A 15,258-nucleotide genomic window follows, 5' to 3' on the forward strand; every position below is an offset into this window, starting at 1 on the left:
GAGTTTCGTGGGAAAAACTGATCGCCGTGGGGGCTCGGGTCGTCTGCCGGCTGCGTGCCGTGCGTGGCGTGTCGCGCAGTTCCCCGCGCCCCTAAGGGGCGCGCTGCCATCGACGCCCGTTCACCTGCCCGGGTTCGGCACCGATGACGTACCTCACCCGGCGGCCGTGGACGCGGCGCGCGGGCGCGCGGCAGCCGCGCGGACGGCAGCCGCGCGCCAGGCGCGCGTGCCGGTCCGGGGTCGTCGTGGTGAACGTCATCGGCGCCAGCCTAGCGGGATTCAGCCGCGGCCGTGGCGCAGTGCCGGGTGTTCGCCCGCCGCCACCAGGTCGGCCACGGCCGCCTTCGGGTCGCGGCCGGTGACCAGGGACTCGCCGACCAGGACGGCGTCGGCGCCGGCGTTGGCGTAGGCGATCAGGTCGTGCGGGCCGCGCACGCCGGACTCGGCGACCTTCACCAGGTGGTCGGGGATCTCCGGGGCGACCCGCTCGAAGGTGCCGCGGTCGACCTCCAGCGTCTTCAGGTTGCGCGCGTTGACGCCGATGACCTTGGCGCCCGCGTCCACCGCCCGCTCCACCTCGTCCTCGTCGTGGACCTCGACGAGCGGGGTCAGGCCGATGGACACCGCGCGCTCGATCAGCGACTCCAGGGCCGGCTGGTCGAGGGCGGCCACGATCAGCAGCGCGAGGTCGGCGCCGTACGCGCGGGCCTCCCACAGCTGGTACGACGTGACGATGAAGTCCTTGCGCAGCACCGGGATGTCCACGCGGGCGCGGACGGCCTCCAGGTCGGCGAGCGACCCGCCGAAGCGGCGCTGTTCGGTGAGGACGGAGATGACGGACGCGCCGCCCGCCTCGTAGTCCGCGGCGAGTGCGGCCGGGTCGGCGATGGCGGCCAGCGCGCCCTTGGAGGGGCTGGAGCGCTTGACCTCGCAGATCACCTTGACGCCGTCGCCCTTGAGCGCGGCCACCCCGTCCTTGGCGGCGGGGGCGCCGGCCGCGCGCTCCTTGAGCTCGTCGAGGCTGACGCGGGCCTGCCGCTCGGCGAGGTCGGCACGGACTCCGTCGATGATCTCGTCGAGCACACTCACGCGAGCGGCCCCCTTCCAGACGGTGGTTCCTTCGGGCTCTGAAAGCCGTGGTCAATGCGATGGTATCCGCCGCGGTGCGGTGGCCTCGCATCCGGTTGACGGCGGTCCCACTCCGTGGACATCCGTCCCGGACGCGTCACGGGCGGAGCCAGCCGCCGGACGGCAGGTTCCTGAGCACGGTGAACGCCAGCAGCAAGGCGGCGGCGGTCCACAGGTGTGCGGGGCGGGGGCCGGTGCCGGTGCGCGGTGGCCGGCCGCGCGCGGCGCGCGCGGTCCACAGGGTCCACAGCACGGCGAAGCCCAGGTAGGCGGCCACGGCCGCGGCGTTGTCGCGCAGCGCGGTGAGCAGGTCGCCGTGGGCGAACGCGTGCGCGCTGCGGAGCCCGCCGCAGCCCGGGCAGTACAGGCCGGTGAGCAGGTACAGCGGGCAGACCGGATAGTGGCCGGGTTCGTTCGGGTCGACCGCGCCGACGTACCCGAAGGCCCCGGCCACGGCCGCGAACACCCCGACGGGTACGGCGAGCCGCCGGGGCAGGGAGGCGGGAGCCGGCGCCGGGCGCGGTGGGCCGAGGGGGGCGGGGGGCGGCGCGGGGCGGGGGGTGCCGCGGGGCGCCTCCGGCGGGAGGGCACGGCTGTCGGCGTTCACGCGGGCATTGTGCCCCGCCCGGTGCGGCCCCGCCCGCCGGGAACGCGAAAGGCGGTCCGCATCGCCTGGGATGCCGGACCGCCTGTCGGGAAGGCCCGGGCTCAGTGGCCCGCGGCGGCCGGCTCGGGGGTCGCGGCCGTCCGCTGCACGGCGTGGTTCTGCTTCGGCTGGCCGAGGCCCATGGCGCGCATGATGCCGCCGACCACGCCGCCGAGGACCGTGAGCACCATGCCGGCCCAGAAACCGACGGGCTGGGCCATCACCATGAAGGCGCCCGCGACGCAGAAACCGATGAAGGCGATGATGCTTCCGGTCCAGGCGGCCGGGGTGTGACCGTGGCCGTGGCTGCTGCCCGCCATGACTTGCTCCTCGTTGTTGCTCATGTACGTGTCGTACCTACGCGTCGTACGCTCGCCGTCCATTGTCGCGTAGCCCCGGGCGCGCCGGACGCGGGGGTGGCGTCTGGTTCGCCACACCGCCGGGGCGGCCGTGACCGCTCAGGCGCCGGTCGGGTCCTCGCCCCGGTCCAGGGCCTTCCAGATCTCCTCGGGGCGCTCGGGGTCGGCCGGGCGGGCGGTGCGCCGGGGGCGGGCGGCACCGCGTTCGTACCGGCCGGACATCGCCGGCCACAGGCGGCCGTAGCGCAGGGCGAGCAGGCCGGCGAGGAGGATCAGCAGCCCGCCGGCGGCCGCGACGTACGGCCAGCCGGTGTGGCTGAGCGCGTGGACCGTGGCGGAGCTGTCGCCGCTGACCTCGGCGGCCCGCTCGTCCAGCGCGGAGCCGTCGGAGACGGCCGCCAGGGCGGCGGCGGCGATGCCGGCGCCGGACAGCGCGAGCAGCCCGGAGACGACGAGGCGGCCGGCCCGGCGGACGGCGAAGACCGCGACGAGCGCGGCGAGGCCCACTATGGCGAGGGCCGCGGGGACGCCCGTGACGTCGCTGCCCTTGGCCGTCAGCGGGAACGCGCCGCCGGCCACCGTCGCGGTGCCGTCCGCCCAGCGCTGCCGGGTCGCGAGCAGCGCCACGGCCGCGCCGAGGGCGCCGAACAGCAGGGCCGCGGCGAGGCTCCGCCGGCCGGACCGGGCGGGTGCGGCGGCTTGGGAACGGGGGTGAGGTACGGCAGTCACGTACTCCACTATCGCCTGAACCCCGGGCGAACCGACACCCGGGGTTGCCATGAGAAGCGCCCTACTGCCCGAGGCGGTTCGCCGTGTGCACCGCCCGCAGCACCGCCGCCGCCTTGTTGCGGCACTCCTGGTCCTCGGCGACCGGGTCGGAGTCGGCGACGACGCCCGCGCCGGCCTGGACGTACGCGGTGCCGTCGCGCAGCAGCGCCGTACGGATGGCGATGGCGGTGTCGGAGTCGCCGGCGAAGTCCAGATAGCCGACGCAGCCGCCGTACAGGCCGCGCCGGGAGGGCTCCAGTTCGTCGATGATCTGCATCGCGCGGGGCTTGGGGGCGCCGGACAGGGTGCCGGCCGGGAAGCAGGCGGTGAGCACGTCGAAGGCGGTGCGGCCGGGGGCGACCCTGCCGGTGACGGTGGAGACGATGTGCATCACGTGCGAGTAGCGCTCGATGGACATGAAGTCGACCACCTCGACCGAGCCGGGCTCGCAGACCCGGCCCAGGTCGTTGCGGCCGAGGTCGACCAGCATCAGGTGCTCGGCGCGTTCCTTGGGGTCGGCGAGCAGCTCCTCGGCGAGCGCCTGGTCCTCCTGCGGGGTGGCCCCGCGGTGCCGGGTGCCGGCGATGGGGTGGACCATCGCGCGCCCGTCCTCCACCTTCACCAGCGCCTCCGGGGAGGAGCCGACGACGTCGAAGCCGTCGAGGCGGAAGAGGTACATGTACGGCGAGGGGTTGGTGGCCCGCAGCACCCGGTAGACGTCCAGGGCGCTCGCCGTGCACGGGGTCTCGAAGCGCTGGGAGGGCACGACCTGGAAGGCCTCGCCCGCGCGGATGCGCTCCTTGATGTCCTCCACGGCCCGCTGGTAGTCGGGGCCGCCCCAGCGGGCGGTGTACTCGGGCAGGGCGGAGGGCGGCAGGTGGGCGGGGGGCTGGGCGACCGGGCGGGAGAGGTCGGCCTCCATGGCGTCCAGGCGGGCCACGGCGTCCGCGTAGGCCTCGTCGACGCCGGTGTCCAGGTCGTTGTGGTTGATCGCGTTGGCGATCAGCAGGACCGAGCCCTCCCAGTGGTCCATCACGGCGAGGTCGCTGGTCAGCAGCATGGTCAGCTCGGGCAGCCGCAGCTCGTCGTGCTCGCCGGGGCCGATCTTCTCCAGGCGGCGGACGATGTCGTAGCCCAGATAGCCGACCATGCCGCCGGTGAAGGGCGGCAGGCCCTCCTGGTGCGGGGTGTGCAGGGTCTGGAGAGTGGCGCGCAGGACGGCGAGGGGGTCGCCGTCCGTGGGGACGCCGACGGGCGGGGTGCCGATCCAGTGGGCCTGCCCGTCGCGGGCGGTGAGGGTGGCGGCGCTGCGGACCCCGACGAAGGAGTACCGGGACCAGGAGCGGCCGTTCTCCGCGGACTCCAGCAGGAAGGTGCCGGGGCGTTCGGCGGCGAGCTTGCGGTAGAGCGCGACCGGCGTGTCGCCGTCGGCGAGGAGCTTGCGGGTGACCGGGATGACGCGCCGGTCGCCGGCCAGCTTGCGGAAGGTCTCGAGATCCATGGCGGCTGACCTTACTGAGCGGACGCCGGAGCGGCGGAATCCGCGTCCTTCAGGAGCACGTCCTCGTCGAAGCAGGTGCGCGCGCCGGTGTGGCAGGCGGCGCCCACCTGGTCGACCCTGACCAGCAGGGTGTCGCCGTCGCAGTCCAGGGCGACCGACTTGACCCGCTGCACGTGGCCGGAGGTGTCGCCCTTGACCCAGTACTCCCGGCGGCTGCGCGACCAGTAGGTGCAGCGGCCGGTGGTCAGCGTGCGGTGCAGGGCCTCGTCGTCCATCCAGCCGAGCATGAGCACCTCGCCGGTGTCGTACTGCTGGGCGATGGCGGGGACGAGCCCGTCGGCGCTGCGCTTGAGCCGCGCGGCGATCTCCGGGTCGAGGCTGCTGGGCCGGGGGCTGCCGGTCGTACTGGTCATGCGTGCCATTGTGCCGCGCCGCGCCGGCAGCGGGCCCGGCGCGTCCACGGGGCGGTCACGGGGGCGCCGCGGGGGCCCCGCCCGGAGGTGACGGGTGGGCGGGGCGATCACCTGGTCGTAGGCTGGCTTCATGTCGACCTTCGCCCAGCGTGAACGGCTGTTGCTCGCCGACCTCCTGGAAACCGCCGGTCCGGACGCCGAGACACTCTGCGCGGGCTGGCGGACCCGGGACCTGGCCGCGCACGTGATCGTGCGCGAGCGCCGCCCGGACGCGGTGGGCGGCACGCTGGTGAAACGGCTCGCGCCGCGCCTGGAGAAGGTGATGGCCGAGTACACCGCGAAGCCGTACGAGGAGCTGATCCGGCTGATCCGCACCGGGCCGCCGCGGTTCTCGCCGTTCCAGCTCAAGCAGGTCGACGAGGCGGCCAACATCATCGAGTTCTACGTCCACACGGAGGACGTCCGCCGCGCCCAGCCGGACTGGACCCGGCGCGAACTGGACCCGGTGTTCCAGGACGCGCTGTGGTCGCGGCTGGAGCGGGCCGCGCGGCTGCTGGGCAAGGGCGCGCCGACGGGGCTGGTGCTGCGCCGCCCGGACGGGCAGACGGTGGTGGCGCACCGGGGGACGCCGGTGGTCACGGTGACCGGTGAGCCGTCGGAGCTGCTGATGTTCGCGTACGGGCGGCAGAGCGCGGCCAGGGTGGAGCTGGACGGGGACGGGGACGCGATCGACCGGCTGCACGCGTCGAAGGAACTGGGCATCTGAGGGGGCCCGTCAGCCGGGGAGTTCCGCGCGGCGCAGGGCCGGTACGGCGAGGAAGACGAGGCCGCCGGTTCCGCAGACGGCGGCGCTGACGGCGTAGACCGGGCCGAGTCCGAAGGCGCCGGCCGCGGCGGCGGCGAAGGGCATGCTCAGCGGGGTGAGGCCGAGGCTGACGAGGCTGGAGACGGCGGTGACGCGGCCCAGGTAGGCGGGGTCGGCCTGGGTCTGGAGCAGGGCGCCGCACAGCGCGCCGCTGAGCCCGGTGAGCAGGCCGACGAGCAGGGCGGTGCCGACGGCGGCGGCCAGGCCGGGGACGAAGCCGAGGGCGCCGACGGCCACGGAGCCCGCGGCGCACGCGCACCCGGTGAGCAGGCCCGCGCGGGGCAGCCGGCCGCGCGCGGCGAGCAGCAGGGAGGCGGTGCCCGCGCCGACGCCGAACCCGGCCAGGATCCAGCCCATGCCCGCGGCGCCCCAGCCGCGGTGGTCGGCGAGCAGGGTCAGGCCGACGTTCAGCGGGCCGACGAAGCCGAGGTCGCCGAGCGCGATGGCGATCATGAGGGGGCCGAGGACGCGGTGCCGGCGGACGTGGCGCAGTCCGGCCTTCAGGTCGGCCCAGGCGGTGGTGCCTCGCTCGGTGCCGGCGGGCAGGTCCCGTACGCGCACGGACAGCAGCAGGGGCAGCGAGAGCGCGATGAGCGCTCCGGCGAGGGCGAAGGCCGCCGGGGCGCCGCCGAGGGCCACGCCGAGGCCGCCGAGCGGGGCGCCGACGACGCTCGCGGCGCGGATGGCGAGGCCGCGCAGGCCCTGGACGCGGGCGAGCTGGTCCTTGCCGGTGATCCGGGCCGGGAGGGCGCCCACGGCCGGCATGAACACGGCGTCGACGGTGCCGAAGACGCACGCGAGCAGGGCGAGGGGCCACAGGCCGGGGTGGGTGAGGAAGAGCAGGGCGGCCGCGGCGAGGACGGCGGCGCAGCGCACGGCGTCGCTGCCGATCACGACCCTCCTCGGGCCGAGCCGGTCGGCGATCACCCCTCCCCCGAGCATCAGCACGGCCCGGGGCAGCGCGCTGACGGACATCACGAGGCCGGCCTGCGCGGGGGTGCCGGCCTGGACGGCGGCCCAGGACAGGGCGAGGTAGTAGATGTTGTCGCCCAGCATCGAGGAGGTGTAGGCACCGAGCCAGCGCAGCACGTTGGGGTCGCGGTGGGCGCGCACGGACGCGGTCGGTATGAGCGTGGCGGTCACGGAGGGGGGTGTCCTCTCGGGCGCGGAGGCGGAGGCGGGGATCAGGGGCGGAACGGGAAGCCGTACACGTGCAGCGCGACGTGCTCGCGGCCCTCGGTGTCGCCGGCGGCCTCGCGGGCGCGTCCCTGCTCGTCGTAGCGCCTGATCAGGCCGGTCAGGTCCTCGTGCAGCGCGGCCAGTTCCGCTGGGGTGAGCCGCAGCAGGGACTCGGTGTCACCGGAGGCCGCGTTCCACTCGGCTCCCCAGTGGGCGCGCGCGTCGAGGTAGGTCCGGTACATCTCCACACGCTGCTCCAGGAACAGCCGCGAGGCCGCGAGGTGCGCGGCGGCCTTCTCCGGCTCGTCCCGGAAGTCCTCGTCCCGGATGGAGACCCCCTCGGACACGGCCCGCCACCACCGCTCCCGGCCGTCGGAACTACGCCCCTCGGCCTCCTCGACCAGGCCGTGCCGGGCGAGTGTGCGCAGGTGGTAGCTGACCAGGGAGACCGCCTCGTCCACCTGCTCGGCCAGCTGGGAGGCCGTGGCCGCCTCGGAGACGAACAGCAGGCGGTAGAGCTTCATGCGCAGCGGGTGGGCGAGCGCCTTGAGCGTCCCGATGTCGGTGATCCGGCGGTTCTCTTCGCGTGGCATGTCATCGGACCCTAGACGCGAAAGAGAAACTGCGCAATGTTTCTTGCGCAATTTTTCTTTCGCGTCAGCGCGCGAAGAGGCCCCGGCCACCCGGCCGGGGCCTGTCGCGCTCTCGCTACCTGACGGGATGCCCCGCCGCGCGCAGGGTCTGCTTCACGTCGCCGATGCGGAGGTCGCCGAAGTGGAAGACGGAGGCGGCCAGGACCGCGTCGGCGCCCGCCTCGACGGCCGGGGGGAAGTCGGCGAGCCTGCCGGCGCCGCCGGAGGCGATCACGGGGACGGTGACGTGCCCGCGCACCGCCGTGATCAGCTCCAGGTCGTAGCCGTCCTTCGTGCCGTCCGCGTCCATGGAGTTCAGCAGGATCTCCCCCGCGCCCAGCTCCGCCGCGCGGTGCGCCCACTCCACCGCGTCGAGCCCGGTGCCGCGCCGGCCGCCGTGGGTGGTGACCTCGAAGGTGCCCCCGGGGGTGCGGCGGGCGTCCACCGACAGGACCAGCACCTGGCGGCCGAAGCGCTCCGCGATCTCGCGGATCAGGTCGGGACGGGCGATCGCGGCGGTGTTCACGCCCACCTTGTCGGCGCCCGCCCGCAGCAGCTTGTCCACGTCCTCGGCGGTACGCACGCCCCCGCCGACCGTCAGCGGGATGAACACCTGCTCGGCGGTGCGGCGCACCACGTCGTAGGTCGTCTCCCGGTCGCCGGAGGACGCGGTGATGTCCAGGAACGTCAGTTCGTCGGCGCCCTCGGCGTCGTACACCTTGGCCATCTCGACGGGGTCGCCCGCGTCCCGCAGGTTCTGGAAGTTCACGCCCTTGACGACCCGGCCGTTGTCCACGTCCAGGCAGGGGATGACTCGGACCGCCAGGGTCATGACTGCTCAGGCTCCTCTGAATGCTTCTAGTTCCACTTCGACCAGGATGCGCGGGTCGACGAAGCCCTCGACGACCAGCAGGGTCGAGACCGGCCGCACGGAGCCGAACAGCTCCTGGTGGGCCCGGCCGACGGCTTCCACGTCCCGCGCATGGGTCAGGTACATCCGCGTACGGAGCACGGACCCGATGCCGAGGCCGAACTCCGCGATCGCCTCCAGGGCGCTGGTGAAGGCCACCTTGGCCTGTTCGTACGGGTCGCCCTCGCCGTACAGCACCGTCCCCTTGAAGGACGTCGTGCCCGCCACCAGCACCCGGTCGCCCGCCGCCACGGCGCGTGCGAAACCGAAGGACTCTTCCCAGGGACTTCCGCTCTGCACACGCCGTACGGCTTCGGACGTCATGACGACACAGCCTCCAGGGCCTCTTCCAGGGTGAACGCCTTCGCGTACAGCGCCTTCCCCACGATGGCGCCCTCGACACCGAGGGGCACCAGGCCGGCGAGGGCGCGCAGGTCGTCCAGCGAGGAGACGCCGCCGGAGGCGACCACCGGGCGGTCGGTCGCCGCGCACACGTTGCGCAGCAGCTCCAGGTTCGGGCCCTGGAGCGTGCCGTCCTTGGCGATGTCGGTGACGACGTAGCGGGCGCAGCCCTCCTTGTCCAGGCGGGCCAGCGTGTCGTAGAGGTCGCCGCCGTCGCGGGTCCAGCCCCGGCCGCGCAGGGTGGTGCCGCGGACGTCCAGGCCGACGGCGATCCTGTCGCCGTGCTCGGCGATGACCCGGGCGACCCACTCGGGGGTCTCCAGGGCGGCCGTGCCGAGGTTCACCCGGGTGCAGCCCGTGGCGAGGGCGGCGGCGAGGGTGTCGTCGTCGCGGATGCCGCCGGACAGCTCCACCTTGATGTCCATGGCCCCGGCGACCTCGGCGACCAGCGCGCGGTTGTCCCCGGTGCCGAACGCGGCGTCCAGGTCGACCAGGTGCAGCCACTCCGCGCCGGCGCGCTGCCAGGCGAGGGCGGCCTCCAGCGGGGAGCCGTAGGAGGTCTCGGTGCCGGACTCGCCGTGCACGAGGCGGACGGCCTGGCCGTCACGGACGTCGACGGCGGGAAGCAGTTCGAGCTTGGCCATGGTCTACAGGGTTCCGATCCAGTTGGTGAGGAGCTGGGCTCCGGCGTCGCCGGACTTCTCGGGGTGGAACTGGGTGGCCCACAGGGCGCCGTTCTCCACCGCCGCCACGAACGGCTTGCCGTGCGTCGACCAGGTGACCTTCGGGGCCTCGATCACCGGGTTGTGGGCCTGGAGGGACCAGTCGTGGACGGCGTAGGAGTGCACGAAGTAGAAGCGGGCGTCGGCGTCCAGGCCCGCGAACAGCCGCGAACCGGCCGGGGCGGTCACGGTGTTCCAGCCCATGTGGGGCACCACGTCGGCCTGGAGCGGCTCGACCGTGCCGGGCCACTCGTCCAGGCCCTCGGCCTCCACGCCGTGCTCGATGCCGCGCGCGAACAGGATCTGCATGCCGACGCAGATGCCCATGACCGGGCGCCCGCCGGACAGCCGGCGGTCCACGACCCAGTCGCCGCGCGCGTCGCGCAGGCCCTTCATGCAGGCGTCGAACGCGCCGACGCCCGGCACCAGCAGCCCGTCGGCGTTCATCGCCCTGTCGAAGTCACGGGTGATCTCGACGTCGGCGCCCACGCGGGCGAGGGCGCGCTCGGCGGAGCGCACGTTGCCGAAGCCGTAGTCGAAGACGACGACCTTCTTGGTGCTCAATTCCACACCTCCAGCCGCATGACGCCCGCCACCAGGCACAGCGCCGCGCCGATCGAGAGCAGCACGATCAGGCTGGTGGGCATCTTCTGCTTGACGAAGGAGATGATGCCGCCGACCAGGAAGAGGCCGACGACGATCAGGAGGGTCGACAGACCGGTCATGGGTTACAGCGCGCCCTTCGTCGACGGGAGGATGCCGGCCGCGCGCGGGTCGCGCTCCGAGGCGTACCTGAGGGCCCGGGCCAGCGCCTTGAACTGGCACTCCACGATGTGGTGCGCGTTGCGGCCGTAGGGCACGTGCACGTGCAGCGCGATCTGCGCCTGCGCGACGAAGGACTCCAGGATGTGCCGGGTCATCGTCGTGTCGTACGCGCCGATCATGGGCGCCATGTTCTCGGGCTCGGTGTGCACGAGGTAGGGGCGGCCGGACAGGTCGACGGTGACCTGGGCGAGGGACTCGTCCAGCGGGACCGTGCAGTTGCCGAAGCGGTAGATGCCCACCTTGTCGCCGAGGGCCTGCTTGAAGGCGGCGCCCAGCGCGAGGGCGGTGTCCTCGATGGTGTGGTGGGAGTCGATGTGCAGGTCGCCGTCGGTCTTCACGGTCAGGTCGAACAGGCCGTGCCGGCCGAGCTGGTCGAGCATGTGGTCGTAGAAGCCGACGCCGGTGGCGATGTCGGTGCGGCCGGTGCCGTCGAGGTCTATCTCGACCAGCACCGAGGTCTCCTTGGTGGTGCGCTCCACGCGTCCAACGCGGCTCATGAACTCTGCTCCTTCTTGACTTCCCGTACCGCGTCGAGGAACGCGTCGTTCTCCTCCGGGGTGCCGGCGGACACCCGCAGCCATCCCGGTACGCCGTTGTCCCGGACCAGCACGCCCCGGTCGAGGATCCTGCGCCAGGCCTCGTGGGCGTCGGCGAACCGGCCGAACTGCACGAAGTTGGCGTCGGACTCGGTGACCTCGTAGCCGATCGCGCGCAGCTCGGCGACCAGCCGGTCCCGCTCGGCCTTCAGCTGCTCGACGTAGCCGAGCAGGGTGTCGGTGTGCTCCAGGGCGGCCAGGGCGGTCGCCTGGGTGACGGCCGACAGGTGGTACGGCAGCCGGACCAGCTGGACGGCGTCCACCACGGCCGGGTGCGCGGCCAGGTAGCCGAGGCGCAGGCCGGCGGCGCCGAACGCCTTGGACATCGTGCGGGAGACCACCAGGTGCGGGCGGCCCTCCAGCAGCGGCAGCAGCGAGGCGCCGTGGCTGAACTCGACGTACGCCTCGTCCACGATCACCATGGACGGCTTGGCCGCCTGCGCCGCCTCGTACAGCGCGAGGACCGTCTTTGCCGGGACCGCGTTGCCGGTGGGGTTGTTGGGGGTGGTGACGAAGACGACGTCCGGCCGGTGCTCGGCGATGGCGCGCTCGGCGGCGGCGAGGTCGATGGTGAAGTCCTCGCCGCGCGGACCGGAGATCCAGCCGGTGCCGGTGCCGCGCGCGATGAGCGCGTGCATCGAGTACGACGGCTCGAAGCCGATGGCCGTGCGGCCCGGCCCGCCGAAGGTCTGCAGCAGCTGCTGGATGACCTCGTTGGAGCCGTTGGCGGCCCAGACGTTCTCGATGCCGAGGGGGTGTCCGCCGGTCCTCGTCAGGTACTTGGCCAGCTCGGTGCGCAGCAGGACCGCGTCCCGGTCGGGGTAGCGGTTCAGGTCGCGGGCGGCCTCGCGCACCCGCTCCGCGATCCGCTCGACCAGCGGCTCGGGCAGCGGGTAGGGGTTCTCGTTGGTGTTCAGCCGTACGGGCACGTCCAGCTGGGGCGCGCCGTAGGGGGACTTGCCGCGCAGCTCGTCACGGATGGGCAGCTCGTCCCAGCGGGACACAGAGGGGTTGCCTGTCACTTGCTCTCGGGTACCTTCCAGCCGAACCGTGCCTTGACCGCCGCGCCGTGCGCCGGCAGGTCCTCCGCCTCCGCCAGCGTCACCACGTGGTGGGCGACCTCGGCGAGGGCGTCCCGGGTGTAGTCCACGATGTGGATGCCGCGCAGGAAGGACTGGACGGACAGGCCCGAGGAGTGGCAGGCGCAGCCGCCGGTGGGCAGGACGTGGTTGGACCCGGCCGCGTAGTCGCCGAGGGAGACCGGGGCCCAGGGGCCGATGAAGACCGCGCCCGCGTTGCGGACCCGGTCGGCGACCGCGGCGGCGTCGGCCGTCTGGATCTCCAGGTGTTCGGCGCCGTAGGCGTCGACCACCTTCAGGCCCTCCTCGACGCCGTCCACGAGGACGATCGCGGACTGCCGGCCCGCCAGGGCGGGCACGATCCGGTCGTCGACGTGCTTGGTGGCCGCGACCTGCGGTGCCAGCTCCTTCTCCACCGCCTCGGCCAGCTCCGCGGAGTCGGTGACCAGGACGGCCGCCGCGAGCGGGTCGTGCTCGGCCTGGCTGATCAGGTCGGCGGCCACGTGCACCGGGTCGGCGGTGTCGTCGGCGAGGATCGCGATCTCGGTCGGGCCGGCCTCGGCGTCGATGCCGATCCTGCCGGTGAAGTAGCGCTTGGCGGCGGCGACCCAGATGTTGCCCGGGCCGGTGACCATGTTCGCGGGCGGGCAGGACTCGGTGCCGTACGCGAACATCGCGACGGCGGTGGCGCCGCCCGCGGCGTACACCTCGTCCACGCCGAGCAGGGCGCAGGCGGCCAGGATCGTCGGGTGCGGCAGGCCGCCGAACTCGGCCTGGGCCGGGGAGGCGAGCGCGATGGACTCGACGCCGGCCTCCTGGGCGGGCACCACGTTCATCACGACGGAGGACGGGTACACCGAGCGGCCGCCGGGCGCGTACAGTCCGACCCGCTCGACCGGCACCCACTTCTCGGTGACGGAGCCGCCCGGGACGACCTGGGTGGTGTGCGTCGTACGGCGCTGGGCGCGGTGGACCAGCCGGGCCCGGCGGATGGACTCCTCCAGGGCGGCCCGCACGCCCGGGTCGAGGGCGGCGAGCGCGTCGGTGAGCGCGTGCGCCGGGACACGGACGTTTTCCAGCCGTACTCCGTCGAACTTCTCGGCGAAGTCGATCAGCGCCGCGTCGCCACGATGATGCACGGCCTCGCAGATCGGACGCACCTTCTCCAGGGCGGCCTGAACGTCGAAGTCGGCTCGGGGCAGCAGGTCGCGCAGGGCGGGGCCCTCGGGAAGGGCGTCGCCGCGCAGATCGATTCGGGAAATCACAGTCCCAATTCTCTCAGACCGCCGTCGCGACCCGTCCGCGCGTATCAGTGGCTGATACAGAGCGTGGGCCAATGGCTGGCACACCGTGGGCCGGAACGGGTGCGCCGGGGCCCGGAAACCGGTCCGCCGCACGCCGTGGGCCCGCTTCTCCTGGGCCAATGGCCGGTACAGAGGGTGGCCGGAATCCGGAAGATCCCCTTCACGTGCGGTGTTCGACAGGTCACGCAGCGGGCATGAACGGCTGTACGAAACGCGTGGCACGGAGAGAGGAGTGCGGTGACCGAGGGAGCCGGCGTCCGCATCAGCGAGGGCGACCTGCCGGACGACCTGACCGCGGCCGAGGCGGGCATGTGGCAGGCCTTCCGCAACGGCAGCGTGTACGACCTGAGCAGCGGGGACTTCGCCGCGGACGATCCGCACGGCGGGCATCCCTGGGGCCCGGAGCGGACCGTGCGCGCCCGCATCGTCTGCTGGCTGCTGCTGGACGGCCCGCCGGCGCTGGCCGGCCGGGTGTCCGCGCTGAAACTCGTCGGCGTACGGATCGCCGGGGTGCTGGATCTGGCCGGTGGCCAGGTGACGCCGTACGTCGAGCTGACGGGCTGCCGCTTCGACCAGGAGGTCCGGCTGCCCGAGGCCCGGTTCACGACCGTGCGCCTGGTGGACTGCGCGGCGCCGCGCCTGGAGGCGGCCCGGGTGCACACGGAGGGCGATCTGCACCTGCCGCGCTGCCGGTTCCAGAACGGCGTCCGGCTGACCGACGCGCACATCGGCACCGACCTGCTGCTCAACCAGGCGATCGTGTACCGCGACCGCGGCAACCGGTCCATCGCGGCGGACGGCATGACCGTCGGCCAGGACCTCCAGGCGGAGCTGCTGGAGTCGCACGGCGAGCTGAGCCTGCGCGGCGCCCAGGTCGGCGGCTCGCTCAGCCTCCGGGGCGCGAGACTCGCCAACCCCTACGCCCGGTTCGCCCTGAACGCCCCCCAGCTCACGGTCGAGCGCACCCTCTACCTGACCCCGGCCGGGGTGGGCGGCCCGGCGCTGAGCGGCACCACGCCCGCGCACGGGACGCGCATCCAGCGGTTCGAGTGCCGGGGCGGGGTGCGGCTGGACGACGGGCGGTTCGGGGACGCCGTCGACCTGGAGCGGGCCCGGTTCTCCCTCACCGACGACCAGGAGCTGTCGCTGCGCCGGGTGCAGACGCCGGAGCTGCGCTTCCTCGGGGACAAGCCGCAGCGCGGCAAGGTGCTGCTGTCGGGCGCGCGGGTGGTGAACCTGGTGGACCGCGCGAGCAGCTGGCCGGACGCGGGAAGTCTGCACATGGGCGGGTTCAGCTACGAGAACCTGGTGCCGCAGGGCCCCTTCCCGCTGGCCCGGCGCCTGGACTGGGTGGCGGCGGCCACCGCCGAGTACGCCCCGGAGCCCTACGAGCGGCTGGCCTCGGTGCTGCGCTCCGCCGGGGAGGACGAGGACGCGCGCGAGGTGCTGCTCGCCAAGCAGCGCCGGCGGCGCGAGACGCTGCCGCCGGCCGCCAAGGTCTGGGGGTTCGCGCAGGACTGGACGGTGGCCTACGGCTACCGGCCGGGCCGGGCCGCGGTCTGGATGGCGGTGCTGTGGGCGGCGGGCACCCTGGCGTTCGCGCACGCCCACCACCCGCCGATGAGCTCCGGCGGCCATCCCGAGTGGAGCCCGGCGCTGTTCACGCTGGACCTGCTGCTGCCGGTGATCGACCTCGGCCAGGTGGGGCAGTGGCAGTTGCGCGGCGGCTGGCAGTGGCTGGCGACGGCGATGGTCCTCGCCGGGTGGGTCCTGGCGACCACGGTGGCGGCGGGCGCGACCCGGCTGCTGCGCCGGAGCTGACGGGCCGGCGGCGGACGGACCCGGCGGGCGGCGGAGTGTGCCGCTCCGGAAACCACCCGTCACTCTCACCACACCCGCACAAGCTCACCACCTCTGCACAAGGTGCAC

General features: G+C 73.7%; 19 protein-coding genes. 2 read left to right on the plus strand and 17 right to left on the minus strand.

Annotated features, from left to right (window positions below):
• Positions 1–91: 91 nt before the first annotated feature.
• The 7 genes from trpM to hisI form a co-directional block, all read right to left on the minus strand.
• Positions 92–259 (minus strand): tryptophan biosynthesis modulator TrpM, encoded by a 168-nt coding sequence (gene trpM, locus ACZ63H_RS17725; protein ID WP_469865954.1) that lies wholly within the window; start codon positions 257–259, stop codon positions 92–94.
• A gap of 20 nt (positions 260–279) precedes the next feature.
• Positions 280–1,089 (minus strand): indole-3-glycerol phosphate synthase TrpC, encoded by an 810-nt coding sequence (trpC, locus tag ACZ63H_RS17730; RefSeq protein WP_469865956.1) that lies wholly within the window; start codon positions 1,087–1,089, stop codon positions 280–282.
• A 136-nt stretch (positions 1,090–1,225) separates the two neighbouring features.
• Positions 1,226–1,735 (minus strand): DUF2752 domain-containing protein, encoded by a 510-nt coding sequence (locus ACZ63H_RS17735; protein WP_469865958.1) that lies wholly within the window; start codon positions 1,733–1,735, stop codon positions 1,226–1,228.
• Positions 1,736–1,836: 101 nt separating this feature from the next.
• Entirely contained in the window at positions 1,837–2,094 is a 258-nt protein-coding gene (locus ACZ63H_RS17740; RefSeq protein ID WP_358689470.1) for an HGxxPAAW family protein, read from the minus strand.
• Between the two features lie 138 nt (positions 2,095–2,232).
• Positions 2,233–2,871 (minus strand): TIGR02234 family membrane protein, encoded by a 639-nt coding sequence (locus ACZ63H_RS17745; RefSeq protein WP_469866028.1) that lies wholly within the window; start codon positions 2,869–2,871, stop codon positions 2,233–2,235.
• Between the two features lie 52 nt (positions 2,872–2,923).
• Complete coding sequence (locus ACZ63H_RS17750) at positions 2,924–4,402, minus strand: anthranilate synthase component I (protein WP_469865960.1); 1,479 nt, start codon at positions 4,400–4,402, stop codon at positions 2,924–2,926.
• Positions 4,403–4,413: 11 nt separating this feature from the next.
• Entirely contained in the window at positions 4,414–4,815 is a 402-nt protein-coding gene (hisI, locus tag ACZ63H_RS17755; protein WP_467934598.1) for a phosphoribosyl-AMP cyclohydrolase, read from the minus strand.
• 130 nt (positions 4,816–4,945) lie between these two features.
• On the opposite strand from hisI, the gene ACZ63H_RS17760 reads away from it, so the two are divergent.
• Positions 4,946–5,581, plus strand: coding sequence for a TIGR03085 family metal-binding protein (locus tag ACZ63H_RS17760; protein WP_469865962.1), 636 nt, complete (start codon positions 4,946–4,948; stop codon positions 5,579–5,581).
• Between the two features lie 9 nt (positions 5,582–5,590).
• Here the strand turns inward: ACZ63H_RS17760 and ACZ63H_RS17765 are convergent, their stop codons facing one another.
• The 10 genes from ACZ63H_RS17765 to hisD form a co-directional block, all read right to left on the minus strand.
• Complete coding sequence (locus tag ACZ63H_RS17765; RefSeq protein WP_469865964.1) at positions 5,591–6,823, minus strand: MFS transporter; 1,233 nt, start codon at positions 6,821–6,823, stop codon at positions 5,591–5,593.
• 41 nt (positions 6,824–6,864) lie between these two features.
• Positions 6,865–7,452 (minus strand): ArsR/SmtB family transcription factor, encoded by a 588-nt coding sequence (locus ACZ63H_RS17770; RefSeq protein WP_469865966.1) that lies wholly within the window; start codon positions 7,450–7,452, stop codon positions 6,865–6,867.
• A gap of 115 nt (positions 7,453–7,567) precedes the next feature.
• The gene (gene hisF, locus ACZ63H_RS17775; RefSeq protein WP_469865968.1) at positions 7,568–8,323 is read right to left on the minus strand and encodes an imidazole glycerol phosphate synthase subunit HisF; all 756 of its coding nucleotides are present in this window, start codon (positions 8,321–8,323) and stop codon (positions 7,568–7,570) included.
• Positions 8,324–8,329: 6 nt separating this feature from the next.
• Positions 8,330–8,725, minus strand: coding sequence for a RidA family protein (locus ACZ63H_RS17780; RefSeq protein WP_469865970.1), 396 nt, complete (start codon positions 8,723–8,725; stop codon positions 8,330–8,332).
• The gene (gene priA, locus ACZ63H_RS17785; protein WP_469865972.1) at positions 8,722–9,447 is read right to left on the minus strand and encodes a bifunctional 1-(5-phosphoribosyl)-5-((5-phosphoribosylamino)methylideneamino)imidazole-4-carboxamide isomerase/phosphoribosylanthranilate isomerase PriA; all 726 of its coding nucleotides are present in this window, start codon (positions 9,445–9,447) and stop codon (positions 8,722–8,724) included. The genes ACZ63H_RS17780 and priA overlap by 4 nt, the downstream gene beginning before the upstream one ends.
• Positions 9,448–9,450: 3 nt before the next feature.
• Positions 9,451–10,095 carry an imidazole glycerol phosphate synthase subunit HisH gene (gene hisH, locus ACZ63H_RS17790; protein ID WP_469865974.1) on the minus strand — a complete coding sequence of 215 codons (645 nt, stop codon included), beginning with the start codon at positions 10,093–10,095 and terminating at the stop codon, positions 9,451–9,453.
• Positions 10,086–10,250 carry a hypothetical protein gene (locus tag ACZ63H_RS17795; RefSeq protein ID WP_030605407.1) on the minus strand — a complete coding sequence of 55 codons (165 nt, stop codon included), beginning with the start codon at positions 10,248–10,250 and terminating at the stop codon, positions 10,086–10,088. The genes hisH and ACZ63H_RS17795 overlap by 10 nt, the downstream gene beginning before the upstream one ends.
• A gap of 3 nt (positions 10,251–10,253) precedes the next feature.
• Positions 10,254–10,847 (minus strand): imidazoleglycerol-phosphate dehydratase HisB, encoded by a 594-nt coding sequence (gene hisB / locus ACZ63H_RS17800; protein ID WP_146468424.1) that lies wholly within the window; start codon positions 10,845–10,847, stop codon positions 10,254–10,256.
• On the minus strand, positions 10,844–11,950 hold the full coding sequence (locus ACZ63H_RS17805; protein ID WP_469866030.1) for a histidinol-phosphate transaminase: 1,107 nt from the start codon (positions 11,948–11,950) through the stop codon (positions 10,844–10,846). The genes hisB and ACZ63H_RS17805 overlap by 4 nt, the downstream gene beginning before the upstream one ends.
• A gap of 14 nt (positions 11,951–11,964) precedes the next feature.
• Complete coding sequence (gene hisD / locus ACZ63H_RS17810) at positions 11,965–13,290, minus strand: histidinol dehydrogenase (protein WP_469865976.1); 1,326 nt, start codon at positions 13,288–13,290, stop codon at positions 11,965–11,967.
• Positions 13,291–13,566: 276 nt separating this feature from the next.
• On the opposite strand from hisD, the gene ACZ63H_RS17815 reads away from it, so the two are divergent.
• Positions 13,567–15,150, plus strand: a complete 1,584-nt coding sequence (locus ACZ63H_RS17815; protein ID WP_469865978.1) for an oxidoreductase — start codon at positions 13,567–13,569, stop codon at positions 15,148–15,150.
• The last annotated feature ends 108 nt before the right edge of the window (positions 15,151–15,258 follow it).

It is taken from the genome of Streptomyces sp. NPDC104831 (assembly GCF_055583025.1).

What these genes read in the sequence shown, in the direction of transcription:
- trpM (WP_469865954.1), bottom strand. Translation starts at nt 259, where the DNA reads ATGACGTTCACCACGACGACCCCGGACCGGCACGCGCGCCTGGCGCGC.
- ACZ63H_RS17740 (WP_358689470.1), bottom strand. Translation starts at nt 2,094, where the DNA reads ATGGCGGGCAGCAGCCACGGCCACGGTCACACCCCGGCCGCCTGGACC.
- ACZ63H_RS17750 (WP_469865960.1), bottom strand. Translation starts at nt 4,402, where the DNA reads ATGGATCTCGAGACCTTCCGCAAGCTGGCCGGCGACCGGCGCGTCATC.
- hisI (WP_467934598.1), bottom strand. Translation starts at nt 4,815, where the DNA reads ATGACCAGTACGACCGGCAGCCCCCGGCCCAGCAGCCTCGACCCGGAG.
- ACZ63H_RS17760 (WP_469865962.1), top strand. Translation starts at nt 4,946, where the DNA reads ATGTCGACCTTCGCCCAGCGTGAACGGCTGTTGCTCGCCGACCTCCTG.
- ACZ63H_RS17770 (WP_469865966.1), bottom strand. Translation starts at nt 7,452, where the DNA reads ATGCCACGCGAAGAGAACCGCCGGATCACCGACATCGGGACGCTCAAG.
- hisF (WP_469865968.1), bottom strand. Translation starts at nt 8,323, where the DNA reads ATGACCCTGGCGGTCCGAGTCATCCCCTGCCTGGACGTGGACAACGGC.
- ACZ63H_RS17780 (WP_469865970.1), bottom strand. Translation starts at nt 8,725, where the DNA reads ATGACGTCCGAAGCCGTACGGCGTGTGCAGAGCGGAAGTCCCTGGGAA.
- priA (WP_469865972.1), bottom strand. Translation starts at nt 9,447, where the DNA reads ATGGCCAAGCTCGAACTGCTTCCCGCCGTCGACGTCCGTGACGGCCAG.
- ACZ63H_RS17795 (WP_030605407.1), bottom strand. Translation starts at nt 10,250, where the DNA reads ATGACCGGTCTGTCGACCCTCCTGATCGTCGTCGGCCTCTTCCTGGTC.
- hisB (WP_146468424.1), bottom strand. Translation starts at nt 10,847, where the DNA reads ATGAGCCGCGTTGGACGCGTGGAGCGCACCACCAAGGAGACCTCGGTG.